Consider the following 19,451-nt stretch of genomic DNA (forward strand, 5'->3'; position numbering starts at 1 on the left):
TAAATAAAGTTAACACCAAAATGTTAAGCACGATGGATATGATCAGAATAGATGTCGTCAGATGTAAATGGGCGAGAGCAGGGGAGTTGTATAAAAATTTGAATAGAAAGAGGGCAAGGCTTTTATAAATAATGTTACTCAATCATAAAATGTCAGTATCAGCTCATGTAATGTACAAGCCGATATTGTTCGAATTTGTTTGATGACTTTTATTGGTGTCTGTATCAGCGGATTAACCAAATATTCAAATAAAAGATGACCTCGGTATTGCTCTAGCGATACTTGCTGTTAGCTCAAGGGCATGTGATCTAAGCTAAATATGGCAAATTTACTGATTGAAACAGACCTTTTACTTTGAGTCGTAGGTTAAAAACAATATAATCATACAATAATATTAATTAGCAAACAGGTTGAACAATGACGTTAGCAACAAACAGCCCGTTAGTAGAACAACGTGCCGATCCTTTCGCCTACAAACACACAGATGGTTTCTACTATTTCACTGGCTCTGTACCGACTTATGACCGTATCGAACTCAGAAAGTCAAAAACCTTAGACGGTTTAAAAAGCGCTGAAACATTTGATATCTGGTTTAAACATGAAACAGGCCCCATGAGTCGTCATATCTGGGCACCAGAAATCCATTATCTTGACGGTAAATGGTATATCTACTTTGCTGCTAGTGAAGAAGAAGACATCTGGGCATTACGTCCATACGTACTAGAGTGCAAAGGTCAAGATCCACTCAACGATGAATGGATTGAGTTAGGCATGATGCAAGCCTCTGATGACGATAATAAATCTTTTATAGATTTCTCACTCGATGCAACTATCTTTGAAAACAACGGCAAGCGTTATTTTTGTTGGGCAGAGAAAACCGGTGGCCAATTTGCAGCATCGAACCTTTACCTTGCTGAAATGGAATCGCCAATCAAGCTGAAAACCACTCAGTTTATGTTAACGACTCCTGATTATGATTGGGAAAGAATCGATTTTTGGGTAAACGAAGGGCCTGCAGTGCTCAAGCATAACGGCAAAATCTTTATCACGTTTTCTGCCAGTGCGACAGGTGCTTGTTATTGTATGGGCTATATGGAAGCCGATGAAAATGCAGATTTGTTAGATCGTAATTCGTGGAAGAAAACTCGTCAGCCAGTGTTAGTAACGGATTATGATAAGAAGATTTACGGCCCAGGGCATAACAGTTTTACTGTAGCTGAAGATGGTGTCACACCTATTTGTGTTTACCATGCTCGTGATTATGAAGCCGCAGTAGGTGACCCGAATGTGGTACCAAAAACAGATACTCGTCCGCTTGAAGAGATAGTCAAAGACCCTCTGTACGATCCAAATCGCCATGCGCGCATGTTAGAAGTAAAGTTTGATACTGACGGAAAACCTTTATTCGAACTTTACTAATATTTTTCAAATAGATAATAGATAGAAAAAGGCTGACATACATTAGGAGTCGGCCTTTTTTATGTTCAACAGGCGATTTAACATAATATACATTGTACGCAGTTTTATGTGTGGGGATTAGAAGGTGCCAATAACGTTACTTATCGGCATTCGCGCGTCATTTTTCCTGCACTCAGGCTTCGCTCGTCGTCATTCCTTGCTACCTCAAGTATCGATGGGATCGCATTTAGTGATTGCTCAAAGTTCTCCATGTTAATTGGGACCCGATTAGCACATGGCAACTGCAAAAGATAATGATTATATGAGACTCTCGTGCGCGCTCCTACGTGAAATCTAATGTATAACGCCTCAAGATTCTAACTAGATTTTACGTAGCAACGCGCGAATATTAATCATTGTTTACTGTAACGCTAACGAACTGGTCTGGTACATGACCACCATTGAAAGCTTAACTGAAAGCCCTAGAGCTTAAAATGCCAACTATTGAATAAGTCAGGTGCAGGAGTGTTTTCTTTAATTAATCTAATTTATATAACTGAAATCTTAAACTGAAATCTTAAGATGATAAGCCTTATGTTTATTAGATAAAAAACACAGGACCGTTAATTTGGCTTTTCATCAGACTTTTGTCTATTTAATAAGCGATCAATGTTAATTTGGTGTTAACTAGCTAATTAACTACTGAAATTTAAAATTTACATGCCTACACTGGATTAAACTTTTGTCATACGAGGTAAATCCTATATGCCCTTTTCTCCTCTTTCCAGTGACAAGCTTTATCGCCCCTCAACCTTGTCTGGTTTAGAAGCCAGCGTTAAGTCGACCAAACATCTAACGCCACTTACTGAAATTGTTGGTCAAGATCGTGCTCAGCAAGCCGTAGAGTTTGCTATGTCAATGAAAGATAAAGGTTATAATATCTATGCCATCGGTCGAAATGGTTTAGGTAAACGTACCATGGTGATGCGCTATTTAGACCGTTACGATCCCAATGGCCATCATCCTTTGTATGATTGGTGTTATGTCGTCAACTTTGATGATGCTAGAACACCAAAAGTGTTAAAACTACCTCAAGGCCAAGGACAACAGTTTAAAAAAGACATTGAGAATTTAATGCAACGTCTGGTTAAAGCCTTGCCACTGGCTTTCGATAACGAAATCTATTACACCCGTGCGGAAAAGTTAAAATCTGAATTAGCCTCAAAACAAGAATCAGCATTAACACAACTGACAACTGAAGCCGCAGCCAAAGACATCAGCTTAAGTATTACTCCCCAAGGCAGCTATGAGCTGGTTGCCATGAACGGAGAAGAACCACATACCGATGAATCATTTAATGCCTTATCCACTAAACAACAACAACAGCTCGAGAAGCAGATAGGTGTTTTAGAATCAAAACTGCGTGAAGTGGTACGTAAGTTTACCCTGTGGGAAGAAAAGTATTTAGATAAGCAACAAAAGCAAGATGAGCAAGTAGCTCAGGATGTGTTGATCCACCTGATTGAACCTTTAAAGAAAAGCTATGAAAAATATCCTGAAGTCAAAGCGCATCTCAATGAAATGCATAAGGATATCACCGACAACTTAGATATTTTTTTAGAGCAAAATGAAGAGCAAGTCGCCCTCTCCTATGCTTCACTTGAGAAAAAGATGCCGAGGCGCTATCAAGTAAATGTCTTGGTGAATCATCAGCAACTCACTATGCCTATTGTGATTGAAGAAAGCCCGAATTATCACAATATCTTCGGCTATATAGAAAACGCCACCTTTAAAGGCACCATCTTTTCAGACTTCTCATTAATACGAGCAGGTAGTCTACACAAGGCGAATGGCGGCGTACTGATGATAGATGCTGTTAAGGTTCTCGAGCAGCCCTATGTTTGGGACGGACTTAAACGTGCACTTCGTTCGAGAAAATTAAGTTTGAGTTCGCTGGAAAGAGAAGTCACTTTATCGGGTACGATTTCTTTAGATCCAGAAGCAATTCCATTGGATGTAAAAATCATCTTGTTTGGCGACTATCAGACGTATCAACTGCTACAGCATTACGATCCAGAATTTAAAGAGCTATTTAGGGTTACAGCAGACTTTGAAGATGAAATGCCACGCACCGATCAATCCGAAGCCTTATATGCACAATTTATTTCGAGCATAGTGCACGATAATAAAATGCTGCATTGTGATCGTGGTGCTATCAAACGCATCATCGAGTTCAGCGCAAGACAAGCAGACGCACAGAATAAGTTATCATTACATTCTGCTGATATCGCCAACTTGTTACGCGAAACTAATTATGTTGCTAAGTCAGGTAATTCAAACATGATCCGTGCCAGTCATGTTGAGCAGGCATTACATAATCATACCTTGCGAGTGTGTCGCCTTAGAGATCATGTGATGCAAAGTTTCATCAATGGCACCACATTAATCGATACTCAAGATGCTGTTGTAGGTCAAATCAATGCGTTATCGGTTATTGCAACGTCTGATCATCAATTTGGTGCACCTAATAGAATAACGGCAAGCACGTCTTTTGGTGATGGCCAAGTATTTGATATTGAGAGAAAGGTTGAGCTAGGCGGCAGTATACATTCTAAAGGTGTGATGATTTTGACGTCTTACCTAGCAAGTGTTTTAGGTAAAACAGACAAGATCCCGCTATCGACTCACCTCACCTTCGAACAAAACTATGCTGGAGTCGATGGTGATAGTGCGTCGATGGCTGAGTTTTGCGCTATTATCTCAGCCTTTGCCAACTTGCCATTAAGACAAGACATCGCCATTACGGGCTCGATGAATCAATTTGGTCAGGCACAACCCATAGGTGGCGTTAATGAAAAGATCGAAGGCTTTTTCGATGTTTGTAAGATTAAGGGCCGTTGCGATTCCCAAGGTGTGATAATCCCAGCTTCTAACGTACAAAATTTGATGTTAAGAGCCGAGATTGTTGAGGCCGTTAAACATGGTCGTTTTTCTATATGGGCGGTTAAGCATGTGTCTGAAGCGGTTAAATTGTTAACAGGATTAGATGCGGGTGAACGTGATTTCGAATTTGAAGATTATAAAGACGATACAGTATTCGGTATCGCTGATAAGCGTTTAAAGAAATTACGAGCCCATATAAAGCAACAAACTAAAAAATAATCATAAAAAAACCACCTCAACTGAGGTGGTTTTTTAAGCTGACTTAGCAATTATTACAAAAGTATTTATGCAAATACGTCTTGCAGAGCTGGTACTACTTGTTTTTTACGGCTTAATACACCATCTAACCAAACTCGGCCATTTTCAGTGGCTTTGCCATAAGCGCGTGAAGTCAATTCGCTGTCATCAGATACAACTAACATTTCAGAACCTTCTTTCATGATATCCGTTAGCAATAACAAAACGCTGTGACGGTTACCTTCGGCTTTTAATGCGGCAATGTCGGCTTCAAGTGAAGCTTTAATATCATCAAATACAGACAGGTCAATAACTTCTAATTGACCGATACCAATTAGGTTACCGTTCATGTTGAAGTCTTTGAAATCACGCATGACTAGGTCACGAGCTGGCGTGCCTTCCACGGCTGATTTCACTTTAAACATTTCCATGCCTAATGCTTTGTAATCTTCTACACCTGCGATCTCTGCAAGTGCTTCAACACATTTAATATCAGCTGTGGTACAAGTTGGCGATTTGAAGATTACTGTGTCACTTAAGATAGCGCAAAGCATGATGCCAGCGATATCTTTTGGTATTTCTACATTGTAGAAATCGTACATCATTTTAATCACTGTGTTGCTGCAGCCAACAGGACGGATCCAGCATTCCAGCGGAGTAGATGTCGTGAGATCACCCAACTTATGATGATCGACAATACCCACAATCGTCGCTTCGGCAATATCATCCGGCGCTTGAGTTAGCTCAGAGTGGTCAACAATATAAACTTGTTCACCTGCGTAGCTTTCTTTATAGAGTGGCGCTTCAAAGCCGAAACGTTCAAGAATAAAAGCCGTTTCTGGTGATGGTTCACCAAGACGAGCCGCTACGGCTTCTTCACCGATCTGGTTTTTAAGATAAGCAAGTGCAATTGCGCCGCAAATTGAATCTGAATCAGGGACCTTATGGCCGACTACATAGATTGGCATAGTTAACTCTCACAAGAAATTTTGCGGCATTTTAGCAAACTCAAAACAAATTTACATTAGCCAGTTTTGATTAATTATATCGGTTTTGGCGATAAATATCAGTTTGTTAATTTTCTCTATTGAAATAAAGCCCGCATTTAGCGGGCTTTTAAAATTAGTTAAATAAACTTGATGTTATTTAAGAAATTTATCAACACTCGCCTGCTCTCTTGCTTTTAGCTTAACGCAGTTATTTACCTGTTCTTCTAACTTCGCTAGCGATCTTGCATAACCTGGAACTTGCTCTGCTTTCGGCTTAAAGAATGCGTTGGCACGCTCAAGAGGCTCAAGCTTACAGCCGCCACCTAGGTAGGCTGGTATGCGAGGAAGTGCAAATGGAGGTAGTTTCGCTGCTAACGCATCATAGTTTGTATAGGCCCAATCACGGAAAGCCGTTTGACGGGCTTCAGTATAATCTTGACCGCCGAACAGATAACTTAGATCTGGCGCTAAAATATGTTCGCTTAAGCTATAAGCCAAGACTGCTTGTTGTGCTTTACCAGCTGGGGCATAACCTAACGCATGTAATAAATGAGTTCGCTTTTGTGGATCTTTAGTGGTTTCAAATGCGCCTTGCACTTGCTGTAAAAACGCCACATCCCCATTAAATACGGCAATGGCTAAGTAAGTGCCGATAAGGTAGCTATCTGACTCTCCTTCTCCCTTGAGATAAGCTAAGCTTTGGGCTTTAGCGGTATTTATAATGGCTTTATCTTGGCCTTCAAAGCCAAGTAATGAAATAAGCGTTGGACGTAATTTGCTGATCTGTGCATCTTCACCGGCTTTAGTGACTAGCCCATAACGCTTAATGGCTAGCTCTGCTCGAGCGGTAATAAATTTAGCCCATAGTTCACTGTTACTGTTATCGACAAAAGTGCCCTTTTTAGACTGTAAGTAACCTAATGCGGTAGAAACAATCTGTGGGTGCTGATCGTTAACAAATTCACCTAAGGTTTTAAGTAGATCACCACCTGAGATATAACCTGCATCTAACAGTGCATCCGCAGCAGAAATCAATGCTTTACGCTCACGAGTGTTTAGACCCTCTTTCGCATTAGCTAACAATGCCTGCATCTGCTGTTGATCTAATAACCAGCGATAATAGCCCATACCTTGACCGTCTGGGAAAACCCAAGTTGGTTTAAATGGCAGTTCGAAAGTTTGGGTTTGCTTATCCAATAACAGGGTTAACTCTTTAGATTGCTTACCATTACCGATTTTGATTGAAACAGGAACGGTCCACATTTGTGCTGGCGCTTTAGTACCTGCAGTAACAAAACGCTGCTGACTCAAGGTTAACTTATTACCTTTGATGTCGGCTGTAATTAATGGATAAGATGATTGTTCGATGAAGGTCTTGAGCACCTTAGCGACATCTTTACCTGAAGCCTTGGCTAACGCATTCCATAAATCATCTGCGGTGGTATTTTGATAAGCATGGTCTCTGATATAATTGCGGATACCAGTGCGGAAAGCTTCTTCACCTATCCAGTTTTCAACCATAGACAGCACTGCCTCACCTTTGCTGTAAGCGAGTCCCAAACCATCCATAATGTCGGCTTCAGTTTTAATTGGCTTACGAATAGGCTTAGTCGATAAACGAGCATCGAGGCCCATAACATTGTTTTTCGACAGGCGTAAATTAGACTCAAACTCTGGATGAACTTGATAAGTGATTTTAGCCGCCATCCAACTGGCGAAAGCTTCGTTTAACCACAAGTCATTCCACCATGCCATGGTGACTAAGTTGCCGTACCATTGATGAGCCAGTTCATGGGCTATAACAGACACACTACGTTGCTTGGCATTTTGAGTGGCATTTTTGTCATCAACCAGAATGATATCTTCTCGATAAGTGACTAATCCGGCATTTTCCATGGCACCAAATGGAAACTCAGGTACAGCAACGGTATCTAATTTGGGGTATGGATAATCAACACCGAAATAATCTTCTAAGGCACTTAGAATGACTGGCATCTGCTTGGCAGCATACTCAGCCATCTCAATTTTACCCTTGGTGGTGATGACCCGACCCGGAACTTTCATACCTTTAACTTCAAGTTCTTCGAACTGACCTACGGCAAATGCCACTAAATAAGAAGGAATAGGCTTAGTTTGTGCAAATGTATGAGTGGTGAAACCATCTTTACTAGACACTGAAATTTCAGGAGTGTTGCTATACACCTTTTCGCTACTAGGAGCAGTGATTGTTACTTGAAAAGGAATTTTATAGCTTGGTTCATCAAACACAGGAAATGCGCGACGAGCATCGCTCATTTCAAACTGGGTAAATAGATAAGGCAAGCCAGCATCTATGGTCTTATATAATCCAACTGATTGACGATTATAAGGTGCGCTGAAATCCAATGATAAGGTATAGCTGCCCGCTTTGATCTCATGATCGCAATGCAGTTGTACTATGCCAGTATCGAGCATTTTTGCGGTCATATCGCACTGCCCTGCACCGCCAAGCTTGATATCGCTTGCTGTGTAAGCAACACCATTTAATTCGATGATATGGGTATTATCGAGTACATCTAACTTTATTTCAGTTGAACCAGTAAAGTTATCTTTCGCTGGGTCTAAGGTTAGCTTAACGGCTTGTGAAATAGGTTTAGCAACCTTGTTCAATACAAATTCATTAGCGCTCAACGCAGTGCTGCCAAACAGTGCGGCAGACACTAAACCAATAGTGGATATACGGTACATGAGGATCCTTGTATAATTTTTATTTTTATAACAATGTGTTAATTACTAAAAAAAGCTGTTTTGAGCAATTCACGGCCATCGTGATATTAAACTTCGAAATTTTAGCAAATATACAATTAGCACAAAAGCAGACAACACATCTGCTTACTAATTTAGTTATTATAAACTTAAACGGTTTTTTGATAATAAACCACTTCAACATCTCCGGAGGGCGTGGGGTATTGATCAGTTTTTTGATAAGTCATGCCTAATTTTTTCATGATATTGATCGAGGCTAAATTGTTTTCATCGGCAACTGCTGATAAAAAGTTCACAGTATCTTGTTGAGCAAGTACTTCACTTACGGCTTTAGCTGCCTCACTTGCATAACCCTTGCCCCAACTCGCTTGTTTAAAGCGCCAACCCAATTCAAGATCATTAAATAAGGGAGTATCACTAAAAAAGCCCATAGGTCTAACAAGGATCCAACCAATAAAAGTAGCAGGCATAAAGGTTTCTGTAGCTAAAGTGGTGACTTTCCATAAGCCCCAACCTTTCATTGGGTCATAATATGAATCGAGTCTAGGTAAGATGACATTTTCTATATCCTCTATTGTGGAAGGTTGCCCACCATTGATAAAACGCATCACTTTTGGATCTTGATCCAGCTCGAAAAGTAGATGTTTATCTTTATGGGTAACCATCTCATATTGCAACCTTTCGCTACTTGCTACCTGCATGATTATTATCCTTTGAAAATATTGTTTATTTTAGGCACAAGCAATTAGCCTGTTGATTATAAATAAGTCACCTTAACATGAGCAAACAGGTGACTTTGCTGATAAAAACAGCAGCCCCTCATATTAACACAGGAGTTTAAGTAAATTCTGGCTTAAAGCCTTACATCTTAATAGCAGCTTAGTTACTATTAGGTATTGAAAGCTGTTCATCTGTTGTTGCTATCTATCAATATTGAGTCATTTTTACCGGGCAGTTTTCAAATACAACATAATAATTAATACCGTACATATACGGAGTGCTAGGTGTTTTAATGTTTTTCAAAGCTAATTTTCGTTACTTAATAGCCTTTTTTGCCCTTATTGGCAGCTCCAATCTCATTGCCGCACCAATCGAAAATATCAGTAAAGATTTTACTAAGGAATTCCAGAACGTCCTCAAGCAACATAGAGTACCGGGAGGTGCCTTTGTCATTGTCGATGGCGATAAGGTTATAAAGTTAAATACTTATGGCAAAAGGCAAAAAGGCCGTCAAGACAAAATCAATTCTGATACCGTTTTTAGATTAGCTTCAGTTTCAAAAACCTTTGCAGGAACCTTGGCAAGCTTACTGGTTCACGAACACAAACTCAGTTGGCAACAGCCTATCACTACTTACCTGCCCGATTTTGAACTAAAGGATAAGTCACTTAGCCAACAGATCACTATCGGCCACATTGTCGGACAAAGCACAGGGTTAATGCCTAATAGCTACGATAATTTAATAAATGCCAACGTGAAAATGGATAAGATTCTGCCTAAATTTGCTGAGTTAACGCCTATGTGTAATCCCGGCGTCTGTTATAGCTATCAAAATGTGGCGTTTTCTTTTATCGAACAGGCATTAGAGCAGCAAAGTGGTCAGGATTATGAAAGTTTAATCCAGCAACGTATTTTCACACCACTAAAAATGAATACCGCATCGATTGGCTATCAAGCTTTTACGCATAATGACAATCGCGCGGAACCACATATCAAAACCCGTTATGGTTTCAAACATGTAAAAGTCAAACCGAATTACTATCAGCTGGCCCCCGCAGCTGGCGTTAATGCCAGCATCACAGACATGAGTAAATGGCTGATTGCCAGTATGGGATTAAAACCCGATGTAATTTCCAAAAATGTCATCGAAGACATAACCACCCCAGGGGTGAAAACCACCAAAGAGTTAAGGCGCCGTGAATGGCGTAGTTATCTTGATGATGCTCATTACGGTAAAGGTTGGCGTGTTTACAAGTTTGATGGCAAACCACTTATTTATCATGCGGGTTGGGTTGCTGGGTATGTCACTGAAATTGCTTATTCACCTGAATTAAAAATCGGTATGGCCATGTTGATCAATGGTGAGTCACGAGAGATCGCTAAGCTAGGTTCAGATTTTTGGCATCAAGTGTTCAAGCATTACGGTAAAACTAAATAGGCTTAAAAAGATTTAAAATTACTTTAAGCTATGAATGAACTCTTGCTGCAGTTGAACAAGTGGCGAAGTATCTAAGCTACTCTTTCGACTTCGGCTGAACATTGAAGATTCTATAAACAAAGAGAACCAGAGATTTAAACTGTGAGCATGATTATTCTCGCCAGCGGCTCCTAATGCCAATGCCGCGACCTCAGCTGTACCCAATTGAAAGTCGCGACTGCCCTTACGCAAACCATAACGCGCTACACTTTCAGGTGTAAAAGACAAAATCGGCAATTGATGTAAATAAGGACTTTTATTAAACATTTTGATTGCCTCACGCCAGCTTCCGTCCAGTAATATAAAAAGAGGCCGCTTAGTTTGAGGTGAATTGCTATCCAACTTGGGGATTTGGCTGTCTACCACCGACTGCCCTGCTTTGGCATATTCACTTGGGAACACCAAATATGGTTGATATAGAGGGTCTGTTAAGAGTTGCAATAATTTGCGGTTGGCAAAATTTCTCGACCAAATATAGGCATGAGTGTCAGGAATAAGATCTGCGATTAATCGACCAGAGTTGCTGGGCTTAAGCACTTCATCGTCATACATGATCAACAAAAAACTGGCATTTGATGTCAGCGTTCGGCGAAATTCACAAGTACAAAAGCGACTGGCTAACAAACAGCGTTCACAACGAACAAGGTTCTTCCCCCTGGCATTATAGGGCCGCGTCGATACCGCTTTTCGGTATTGATATCGCTGATGTACGGCATGTAGAGGTAAATTCATCTTATTTTCTTTAACTTTTTTGATAGTGAAATTCAGGTCATTACTGACCATAATAAATCTAAATCAGCAGCCAGCGCGAACATAAAAAAAGCGCTAATAGCGCCTTTTATCGAGTCAATCTACCATTTAGAGAATTCGTCTAAGTAACAAATCGGCTCTGAGTCTACGAATACGGTTCATGATCTTTCGCACTTGCACAGGGTAATCTTTTAAAGTTTCAATTTCTTTATAGTGATTGAGTCGTTGAGTATGCTGCAAGATATAGGCTTGTTCATCCTTAAATTGTTGTCGCCAGCAGCCTTCAACATCCTGCAACAACAAGCCATTTTCAAGATCTAACGCCCAAGCCCTTGGATTGAGGTTAGAACCAGTGATTAGGTGCTTGTTATTATCAGCGCTAATCCCCTTTAAATGATAGCTGTTATGATCGTGTTTCCACAGGTGAATGTTCAGCAAGCCTGAATCAATAGCCCATTGTTGTCTTTTGGCAAACTTACGTAACGATTGTTCATAGAGATAAGGCAAGGCACCAATGGTGGAAAAGGGTTTATCAGGCGGAATAAAGAAATCATTAGAGGTCTTATCACCTACGACGATATCGATGCGTTTACCTTGCTTGAGGTGCTTAGATAATGCGCGCGATAATATATAGGGTGGATTGAAATAAGGGGTACAGATAAACAAAACATCTTTTGCTTCTCTGACCAGATCAATAACCACGTTATTGAGTTGATTGCGTTTGCGACCTAAGCCAACAAGCGGGGTAATACGGTTCCCTATTTTTGTCTGTTTAAACTCATAACTTGCAGCGCTAAGGCGACCCTTTAGATTGCGCACCTCAGTTTTATCCGGTAGCACTTCGGTCTCTTTAGCTTGAGTCAACGAGGTAACGGCTTTATCGGATTGAATATGATCTTTGATCATTTGACGCATTGAACGAGCCAGCTCAGCCGATTCAATCACATGATAACGGTCGAAACGGTATTTATCCCCTTGATGAAGATAGATGTTATTCAGGCTTGCTCCACTGTAAATCACAGTGTCGTCAATAATAAAACCTTTAAGATGTAGTACGCCCATAAATTCACGAGATTTAACCGGCACACCTAAGATATCGATTGGGTGCTCGGCTTGCTCGATAAATTCACGGTACATGAAATAGTTACCGCTATCACCCTTATGGCCAATTAAGCCTCGACGAGCTCGGTGAAAATCGACGAGTACTGTAACATCTAATTGTGGGTTATTGGCTTTTGCCGCCATAAGAGCGGTCAAAATCTCGCGACCTGCCTCATCATCTTCTAGATATAAGGCTGCAATGGTTATGGCAAATTTTGCCTGTGAGATCTGCTGTAATAGCTCAGTCTTGAGTGCGGACGGTTTTAGTAACCAACGAATAGCATCTGACTGTAACGTTATACCACCTAGCTTATCCAGCAAGGTTGCCTCCTTCAAAAATGGTGTCCATCACGGTAGTAGCTGCTCGGCGTTATGGTTGTAAACATAACCGTAATATGTGTCGCCTGCGAGTAAACTGACAATACTGCTTCTCGTATAGCCTGCTCTACCAAATGATGCGTATCGGGATCCTTAGGAAACCATAACACTTCTACTTGTACAAAGCGTGTGTCGGCTTTTCCATGTCGATAACTAATACTCGGTACCCAATCTAATGTGAAGCTGTCAATATTGCCGTTGCAAATCTGAGCTAGCTGTTCGAGTAAAGTTTCGCTAATTGTTATCACCGCCTGTTGCGGTAAACCGCGCATACGAATATGTGGCATGATGATCCCATCATCAAAATATTAAGGTGATAGAAATTACCTATTTAAGCCTTTTGGAGCAAGGTTTTTCTCTAGATTTGCGAAGGTAGCAGATAAATTGAACACTAATTGTTTAAAATTGAGTTAATTAGCATACTTTTATATTAGAAATCCGGCTATTGAGTAAAGGATCACAGTAGTTAGTAATTGACTTAAATAGACTGTTTATTCCATAAAAATTGGATACATCATGAATTTAAACATTATCATCACCTTGGCTGTAACCTTGGTACTTGCTTGGATTATTTTTCATTTTAAAACTCAGCTCGGCTTGCTGATCTTACCTTTGTTCATTGTACTCGTGTTGTTCGTTACTTTGCGCTTGTATCGTTTGATGGAAAAAGACAACACTGACGACGAAATAGATAATAAGAACTAGGCTCATTAGTGTTCAACTTGCTTGCACTCTTCTAACTGTCATAATGGCTCTATGATGAGACAAAACAGGTTGGGACGTTGAACAAACTCATTTTCGCTGCCGGGTTATTAACGGTTTGTACGACCACAGCCTCCGCGGCAACCGATTATTTTGCCAATACCCTGGCAGTTATCAAACCTAGTCATTCTCAAGTTGCTATCAGTGCCATTGATTTAAGTAACAATCAGCTTATTTATGAACATAATGCAGACACCTTATTGTTACCTGCCAGTACTCAAAAATTGCTTACTGCCGTGGCGGCAAAAATTCAGCTTGCAGTAGACTTTTCCTTCACCACCAAGTTATACACACGCGGTAATATTCGTAATGGTAAATTGGATGGTGACCTGTATCTTAGTTTTAGTGGCGACCCCACACTCACTACAGATAATTTGCGCGATCTGTTTAAACAATTGGCTGATAAAGGTTTATATGAGATAAGCGGTGATCTGTTCCTATTTAAGCAAGATAATGAACAGCTACAGGCTCCAGGTTGGGTATGGGATGACTTAGGGATCTGCTTTGCCGCGCCTGTTTCACGCTTTGTGATTAATCAAAACTGCATATTAGGCCAACTCAAGCCGCAATTAGCCAGTTCAGAGAGTCGATTGAGCTTTCCAAGTTATCTTCCTGCAAGCCTATCAACCAGCGCGAAGTTTGACAAAACAGAGCAACAAGCATTTTGCCAACTAGAATTACAACGACTACCCAGAAACCATTTCCACATCAGTGGCTGTTATCCTGGTAGTGAGAGCATAAAATTAGCCATCGCTATTTCTGACCCAGAGCTCTATGCCATACAAACAGTAGAGCAATTAATTAAATCGGCTCAGATTAGGGTCAAGGGCAAAGTGACTAGCACAACTCAAGCCGTCCATAATCTTAGATTAGTCGGACAGCATCAGTCTGCTAGCCTAAACGAGTTATTAACGACTATGCTGCAAAAGTCAGATAACTTAATTGCCGACAGTTTATTTAAAGTTATAGGTTCCAGTTATTTTAATGCGCCAGGAAGCTTTACCAATGGCGCCGCCGCGGTGGAAAAACTACTCACCGAGGAAGGTATCGATTTAAGTCATTCCCAAATTGTCGATGGCTCAGGCTTATCGCGTTATAACTTATTGAGTGCAAATCAGTTAGTTCAAATATTGCAATTAATCTATAAGGATAAACGTTTACAGGATCTAATTGAGATGTTGCCTGCGGCAGGTAAAAGCGGCACTTTGCGCTATAAAATACCTTACACTCGCGCTCCATTAAAAGACAAAGTCCAAGCCAAAACGGGTTCTATGCAAGGTGTTGATAATTTAGCAGGATTTCTAAGCTCACCAGGCGAAGACGATATAGTGTTTGTGATCTTAGAGAACGGCCAAAGTCCTAAGTCTAAAGATGAGCAATTAGCGCCTTTCAATGCATTATTCTTGCAAAGCTTACTCGACAATAAGCCACCACAAAGCGAGCTTTCAAGCCATCCCTAATATCACTCAGTTCTCAACAAATATTAAAGCCCGGTTAATCCGGGCTTTATATTGATGATGCTCTGTATCGTATTTATAAAAGAGTATTTATGAATTAGTTTAAAGAGGATTAAAACTGAGTTAAGTCCATCGCCATAATCTCTGCGTCACCAGCACTTACCTGGGCTAAATGATAATCCACTTTGGGCAATAATTTAGCTAAGTAAAAATCGGCTAATTGCACTTTGGTTTTAGCAAATAATGGATCTTGATGATCTACTGATTTCTCTACCATCAACAGCCAGAAGTAACCATAAACAAGATGGCCAAATGCATCGAGGAAATCGACGGCGCAGCTGTTAATAAGTGCCGGTTGTGCAACTTTTTTATCGTTAATCAACTGAGCAACGGTTAATAATGTCTCACATCTTTGAGTTATCTTTAGTTTATCGCTATCAGAAACATGTTCAAAAGAAGCCATCTCAGTTTGGAGCTCATTAATAAACTCACTTAAGGCTTTAACATTGTCGCCAGTGGTTTTACGACCGAGGAAATCAATCGCTTGGATGCCATTTGTTCCTTCATAAATTTGTGCAATTCGTGTATCACGAACAAGCTGCTCAATTCCGGTTTCACGAATATAGCCATGGCCGCCAAATACTTGCTGCGCCATTACTGTCATATCTAAACCGCGGTCACTTAAAAAAGCTTTAGCTACTGGTGTTAATAAACCCACATAGCGAGTTGCCTTATCACGGGTTTCACCCTCAGCATGTTTGGCTAAATCCAATTGTTTACCCGTAAACACTGATAAAGCGCGACCTGCTTCGGTATAACAGCGAATGGTAAGTAACATTCTGCGAACATCGCCGTGAACGATAATTGGATCGCAGTCGCCACCAGTTGGTGAGCCACCTGCGGCAATACCTTGAGTTCGCTCTTTGGCGTAATCAGATGCCATTTGATATGCCGCTTGAGATGAGCCTAAGCCTTGAATACCAATCGCTAAGCGCTCGTAATTCATCATAGTGAACATGCAAATCAGGCCACGGTTAGGTTTGCCGACTAAAAAACCTCGGGCATTATCATAATTCATGACGCAAGTGGCAGAGCCTTTCAGCCCCATCTTGTGTTCAATTGAACCTACAGTTACACCATTTGGCGTAGTTAATTGGCCAGCTTCATCAACATTGATTTTAGGCACTAAAAATAGCGAGATCCCATTCGAATCAGGAAGCTTTGCTAACACCAAATGAATAATGTTTTCAGTGAGATCATGATCGCCACCGGTAATAAAAATCTTACTACCTGTAATGAGATAGCTACCATCTTCTTGAGGTTCGGCCTTGGTACGAATATTACGTAAATCGGACCCCGCCTGTGGCTCTGTCATGTCCATGGCACCAGCCCATTCGCCACTGTACAGTCCAGGAAGAAATTGCTGCTTTAATTGTTCACTGCCATGGGCATTAATACATAATGCCGCTCCAGCCGTTAGGGATCCATATAAGGTGAAAGCATTACAAGCGCTATAACCCATCTCATCGACTAATACCCCAAGCATCTTTGGCATGCCCATGCCACCATATTCAGGATCGCCACATAGTCCAACCCAGCCACCTTCGGCGTATTGCTGGTAAACCGCTTGATAACCATCAGGTGTGATCACCCTATCATCTTGATGACGAACACCTTGCTCATCACCACTACGGTTTATAGGATGGATTAAATCGCGAGCAATCTTACTCGCTTCATCCATAATGGCTTGTGCCGTATCCATATCAACAGATTCTGCGAATGCGGGAAGTTTTTCCCAAGTATTCGAAGCATCAAATACCTGCTCTAATAAGAAGTTCATGTCTGCTAACGGGGCTTGATATGGATTCATCGATTATCTCTCAAACATTAGATTTAAACACCTGTTTTAATTTATAACACCTTACATACAAAATAAAGCGCTTTGTCTTGTTTATTAGATCTTAACCATAAAAAAGCCTCGCAATTGCGAGGCTTTTTTAAACTGAAACCAATTACCACATTAGATCGTCTGGAATAACATAATCTGCGTACGGATCATCTTCTTCCACCACGGCTTGATTATCATCTTGTTGCCACAGATAACCACACCACTCTGGAACCAGCAGGTTAACCCGCTCAGCTAGTTTATGCGGCACGATAAAGCTACTGTCTTCGTGCCTGACAATACCTAGTTGGCCATTCAATAATTGACTCTGTAATTTGTCATTCACATATACAGAATATATTTTAGTACCTAAGGTGTAATTGAACTTGAGCTCAGCATCTTTTGGCACTTCAACAGCAAGACGAGTAAACTCTGTGATTAAGCCTCGTACCTGTCCTTTCTCCATAGCCTGAGCAAAACGTTGCTCATTAAGCGCTTTATCTTTAGCTATTTGAGCCTGCTTCTTTGCGGCGATTTCTTGCTTTAATGCTTCAGAGCCATCATCAACTTTGGCTTTACGATCCCGTCGTTTTTGGGTTTTAGTGTCGCGTACTTTCTGTTTGCTGACTAAACCCGCTTTTAGCAGTTGTTCTTGAAATGGATTGGCCATTTTCTCTCTCACATCTTAGATAACGTCATGGTTATCATTTTAATCTAATTAGCTCTTCAATGAGGCGTGGATATCACTCAGTGCGGTTAAAGGATCTGCAGCTTTGGTGATCGGTCGACCAATAACTAAGTAATCAGAACCTGCTGCAATCGCTTGAGGCGGTGTCATCACACGATGTTGGTCGCCCTTATCGGCGCCGACTGGGCGAATACCCGGTGTAACCAATTTAAAATCTTGTCCAAATTCAGCCTTTAACATGCTGGCTTCTTGAGCCGAACACACAATACCGTGTAGACCTGCTTGCTGAGTTAATGCTGCTAGTCGCTGAACATGTTCAGCGGCAGTGACATTAATGCCAATGAGGGCCAGCTCTTCATCGCTCATCGACGTTAAAACCGTCACCGCAATTAATAAAGGAGCATCAACACCATAAGGTTGTAATGCTTTTTGTGCAGCTTGCATCATCGCAAGACCACCACTGGCATGAACGTTTGTCATCCAAACTCCTAACTCGGCCGCAGCAGTTACCGCTTTGGCGACAGTGTTTGGAATATCATGGAATTTAAGATCTAAAAAAAGATCGAAACCGCGGCTATGAATATCTTTAACCATTTGTGGACCAAACAGAGTAAACATCTCTTTGCCAATTTTTAAACGGCACATGTCGGGATCTAGCTTGTCAATCAGCTGCAAAGCTTCATCTTTTTTATCGTAATCAAGCGCGACTATAATCGGTTTGGTGCTCATCTAACTCTCCTGATGCTTTGCATATTGTACTTATTCTCCATCGAGTCCACGGATCCGCTTAATCGTGCCCCAACTCTTACAAGAAGGACAGTGCCAATAAAGAGTGTGGGATGGAAAACCACACTCGAGGCAGCGATAACTTGGACGAAATTTTATCTGTTGTTCAACTAATTCAGCGAGCATATTCAGACTCTTTTTAGCCTGACCGTCTTCTGCTTGTTGTAGCTGCATCTTCATTAGATGCTGAAAACTTTTCATTGTTGGGTGACGATAAAGGCCATCTAAGATTAATTTCTCAGCATCTTGAACATCCCCCTGTTCAATCATGTGTTGGGCAAGTGTTATGGCCACACTCGCCCCGGCTCCAGTTAATATAGCTTCATGCAGTAACTCACGATAAGCCTGCTGATCGGCTTTCGCCTGGTATGCTTGATTGGCAATTGTCAAAGCTTCAGGAAACAACTCGATATCGGCTTTCTTGAGGCGATGCAGCATCTCTTTACTGCGACCAATATCTTGTTGCGCAAGATAAAGCTTAGCTAAATTGAGCAATGCACGGCCGCAATCACTATCTTGCTTTAATGCCAAAGTAAGAGTTTTGAATTTTAAATCAGGATCGGTTTGTTCATCGGCAAGTTCACAATAAAGGTGAGCACACAGATGCTTTAAAGATTGTTGCCGCTTACGCTTGAGTGATTTAATGATATTAATCGCTTTAAGCCAATCTTTAGTAACTTGATAGATAGCAATTAATTGATCTTCAGCTTCTTCACTATGATCATCTTGCTGAACCAGATTAAGAAAAATCTCTTCAGCTCGGTCATAAAAGCCTGCTGCCAGATAATCTTTACCCAGTTCCATCATCGCAATATCACGTTGCTCATTGGTAAGACTGGGTCGTGCTATGAGATTTTGGTGAATACGGATGGAGCGGTCAACCTCACCACGTTTTCTAAATAAGGATCCAAGCGAAAGATGGGTGTCGATAGTATCGTCATCAACATCTAACATTGAGATAAACAGATCCACCGCTTTATCTGATTCATTAGAAAGTAAAAAATTGAGACCTGTAAAATAATCTCGGCTTAACTGCTTACGACTGCGTTTCTGTTTTTGTCGAATACTACGACGCCCCATATACCAGCCATAGCCAGCAGCAATAGGTAACAACAGAAACAGGATCTCTAACATA

The 19,451-nt window shown here is 40.9% G+C and carries 16 protein-coding genes; 6 read left to right on the plus strand and 10 right to left on the minus strand.

The features are described from left to right. Nucleotides 1–417 precede the first annotated feature (417 nt). From L1D21_RS06975 to L1D21_RS06980, 3 genes are all read left to right on the plus strand, one after another. Nucleotides 418–1,419 carry a family 43 glycosylhydrolase gene (locus tag L1D21_RS06975; protein ID WP_239844516.1) on the plus strand — a complete coding sequence of 334 codons (1,002 nt, stop codon included), beginning with the start codon at nt 418–420 and terminating at the stop codon, nt 1,417–1,419. A gap of 124 nt (nt 1,420–1,543) precedes the next feature. Then, complete coding sequence (locus L1D21_RS16530; RefSeq protein WP_275658932.1) at nt 1,544–1,675, plus strand: hypothetical protein; 132 nt, start codon at nt 1,544–1,546, stop codon at nt 1,673–1,675. A gap of 488 nt (nt 1,676–2,163) precedes the next feature. Further along, nucleotides 2,164–4,560: an ATP-binding protein gene (locus L1D21_RS06980; protein WP_239844517.1), complete on the plus strand. Its 2,397-nt coding sequence runs from the start codon at nt 2,164–2,166 to the stop codon at nt 4,558–4,560. A 65-nt stretch (nt 4,561–4,625) separates the two neighbouring features. Here the strand turns inward: L1D21_RS06980 and L1D21_RS06985 are convergent, their stop codons facing one another. The 3 genes from L1D21_RS06985 to L1D21_RS06995 form a co-directional block, all read right to left on the minus strand. After that, on the minus strand, nt 4,626–5,546 hold the full coding sequence (locus L1D21_RS06985) for a manganese-dependent inorganic pyrophosphatase (protein ID WP_239844518.1): 921 nt from the start codon (nt 5,544–5,546) through the stop codon (nt 4,626–4,628). A 174-nt stretch (nt 5,547–5,720) separates the two neighbouring features. After that, nucleotides 5,721–8,294, minus strand: a complete 2,574-nt coding sequence (locus L1D21_RS06990) for a M1 family metallopeptidase (protein ID WP_239844519.1) — start codon at nt 8,292–8,294, stop codon at nt 5,721–5,723. 167 nt (nt 8,295–8,461) lie between these two features. Continuing rightward, on the minus strand, nt 8,462–9,013 hold the full coding sequence (locus L1D21_RS06995; protein ID WP_239844520.1) for a GNAT family N-acetyltransferase: 552 nt from the start codon (nt 9,011–9,013) through the stop codon (nt 8,462–8,464). Between the two features lie 311 nt (nt 9,014–9,324). Between L1D21_RS06995 and L1D21_RS07000 the strand changes: the two genes are divergently transcribed. Further along, complete coding sequence (locus tag L1D21_RS07000; RefSeq protein ID WP_239844521.1) at nt 9,325–10,470, plus strand: serine hydrolase domain-containing protein; 1,146 nt, start codon at nt 9,325–9,327, stop codon at nt 10,468–10,470. An 18-nt stretch (nt 10,471–10,488) separates the two neighbouring features. Here the strand turns inward: L1D21_RS07000 and L1D21_RS07005 are convergent, their stop codons facing one another. From L1D21_RS07005 to L1D21_RS07015, 3 genes are all read right to left on the minus strand, one after another. Beyond that, nucleotides 10,489–11,241 (minus strand): DTW domain-containing protein, encoded by a 753-nt coding sequence (locus tag L1D21_RS07005; protein ID WP_239844522.1) that lies wholly within the window; start codon nt 11,239–11,241, stop codon nt 10,489–10,491. A 126-nt stretch (nt 11,242–11,367) separates the two neighbouring features. Further along, nucleotides 11,368–12,681, minus strand: a complete 1,314-nt coding sequence (gene pssA / locus L1D21_RS07010; protein WP_239844523.1) for a CDP-diacylglycerol--serine O-phosphatidyltransferase — start codon at nt 12,679–12,681, stop codon at nt 11,368–11,370. Nucleotides 12,682–12,692: 11 nt separating this feature from the next. Beyond that, the gene (locus L1D21_RS07015) at nt 12,693–13,025 is read right to left on the minus strand and encodes a DUF1904 domain-containing protein (RefSeq protein ID WP_239844524.1); all 333 of its coding nucleotides are present in this window, start codon (nt 13,023–13,025) and stop codon (nt 12,693–12,695) included. 229 nt (nt 13,026–13,254) lie between these two features. Between L1D21_RS07015 and L1D21_RS07020 the strand changes: the two genes are divergently transcribed. Together L1D21_RS07020 and dacB are read left to right on the plus strand one after the other, a co-directional pair. Beyond that, nucleotides 13,255–13,443, plus strand: coding sequence for a hypothetical protein (locus L1D21_RS07020; protein WP_239844525.1), 189 nt, complete (start codon nt 13,255–13,257; stop codon nt 13,441–13,443). 77 nt (nt 13,444–13,520) lie between these two features. Then, entirely contained in the window at nt 13,521–14,960 is a 1,440-nt protein-coding gene (dacB, locus tag L1D21_RS07025) for a D-alanyl-D-alanine carboxypeptidase/D-alanyl-D-alanine-endopeptidase (RefSeq protein ID WP_239844526.1), read from the plus strand. 109 nt (nt 14,961–15,069) lie between these two features. Here the strand turns inward: dacB and L1D21_RS07030 are convergent, their stop codons facing one another. From L1D21_RS07030 to lapB, 4 genes are all read right to left on the minus strand, one after another. Beyond that, nucleotides 15,070–16,827 carry an acyl-CoA dehydrogenase family protein gene (locus L1D21_RS07030; RefSeq protein WP_239844527.1) on the minus strand — a complete coding sequence of 586 codons (1,758 nt, stop codon included), beginning with the start codon at nt 16,825–16,827 and terminating at the stop codon, nt 15,070–15,072. 142 nt (nt 16,828–16,969) lie between these two features. Beyond that, on the minus strand, nt 16,970–17,512 hold the full coding sequence (locus L1D21_RS07035; protein ID WP_239844528.1) for a DUF2058 domain-containing protein: 543 nt from the start codon (nt 17,510–17,512) through the stop codon (nt 16,970–16,972). A gap of 48 nt (nt 17,513–17,560) precedes the next feature. Next, the gene (gene pyrF, locus L1D21_RS07040) at nt 17,561–18,259 is read right to left on the minus strand and encodes an orotidine-5'-phosphate decarboxylase (RefSeq protein ID WP_239844529.1); all 699 of its coding nucleotides are present in this window, start codon (nt 18,257–18,259) and stop codon (nt 17,561–17,563) included. A gap of 30 nt (nt 18,260–18,289) precedes the next feature. Beyond that, the gene (lapB, locus tag L1D21_RS07045; RefSeq protein WP_239844530.1) at nt 18,290–19,450 is read right to left on the minus strand and encodes a lipopolysaccharide assembly protein LapB; all 1,161 of its coding nucleotides are present in this window, start codon (nt 19,448–19,450) and stop codon (nt 18,290–18,292) included. Nucleotide 19,451: the final 1 nt, after the last annotated feature.

Origin of the sequence: Shewanella sp. Isolate11 (assembly GCF_022398315.1) — a bacterium.
Lineage (GTDB): Bacteria > Pseudomonadota > Gammaproteobacteria > Enterobacterales > Shewanellaceae > Shewanella.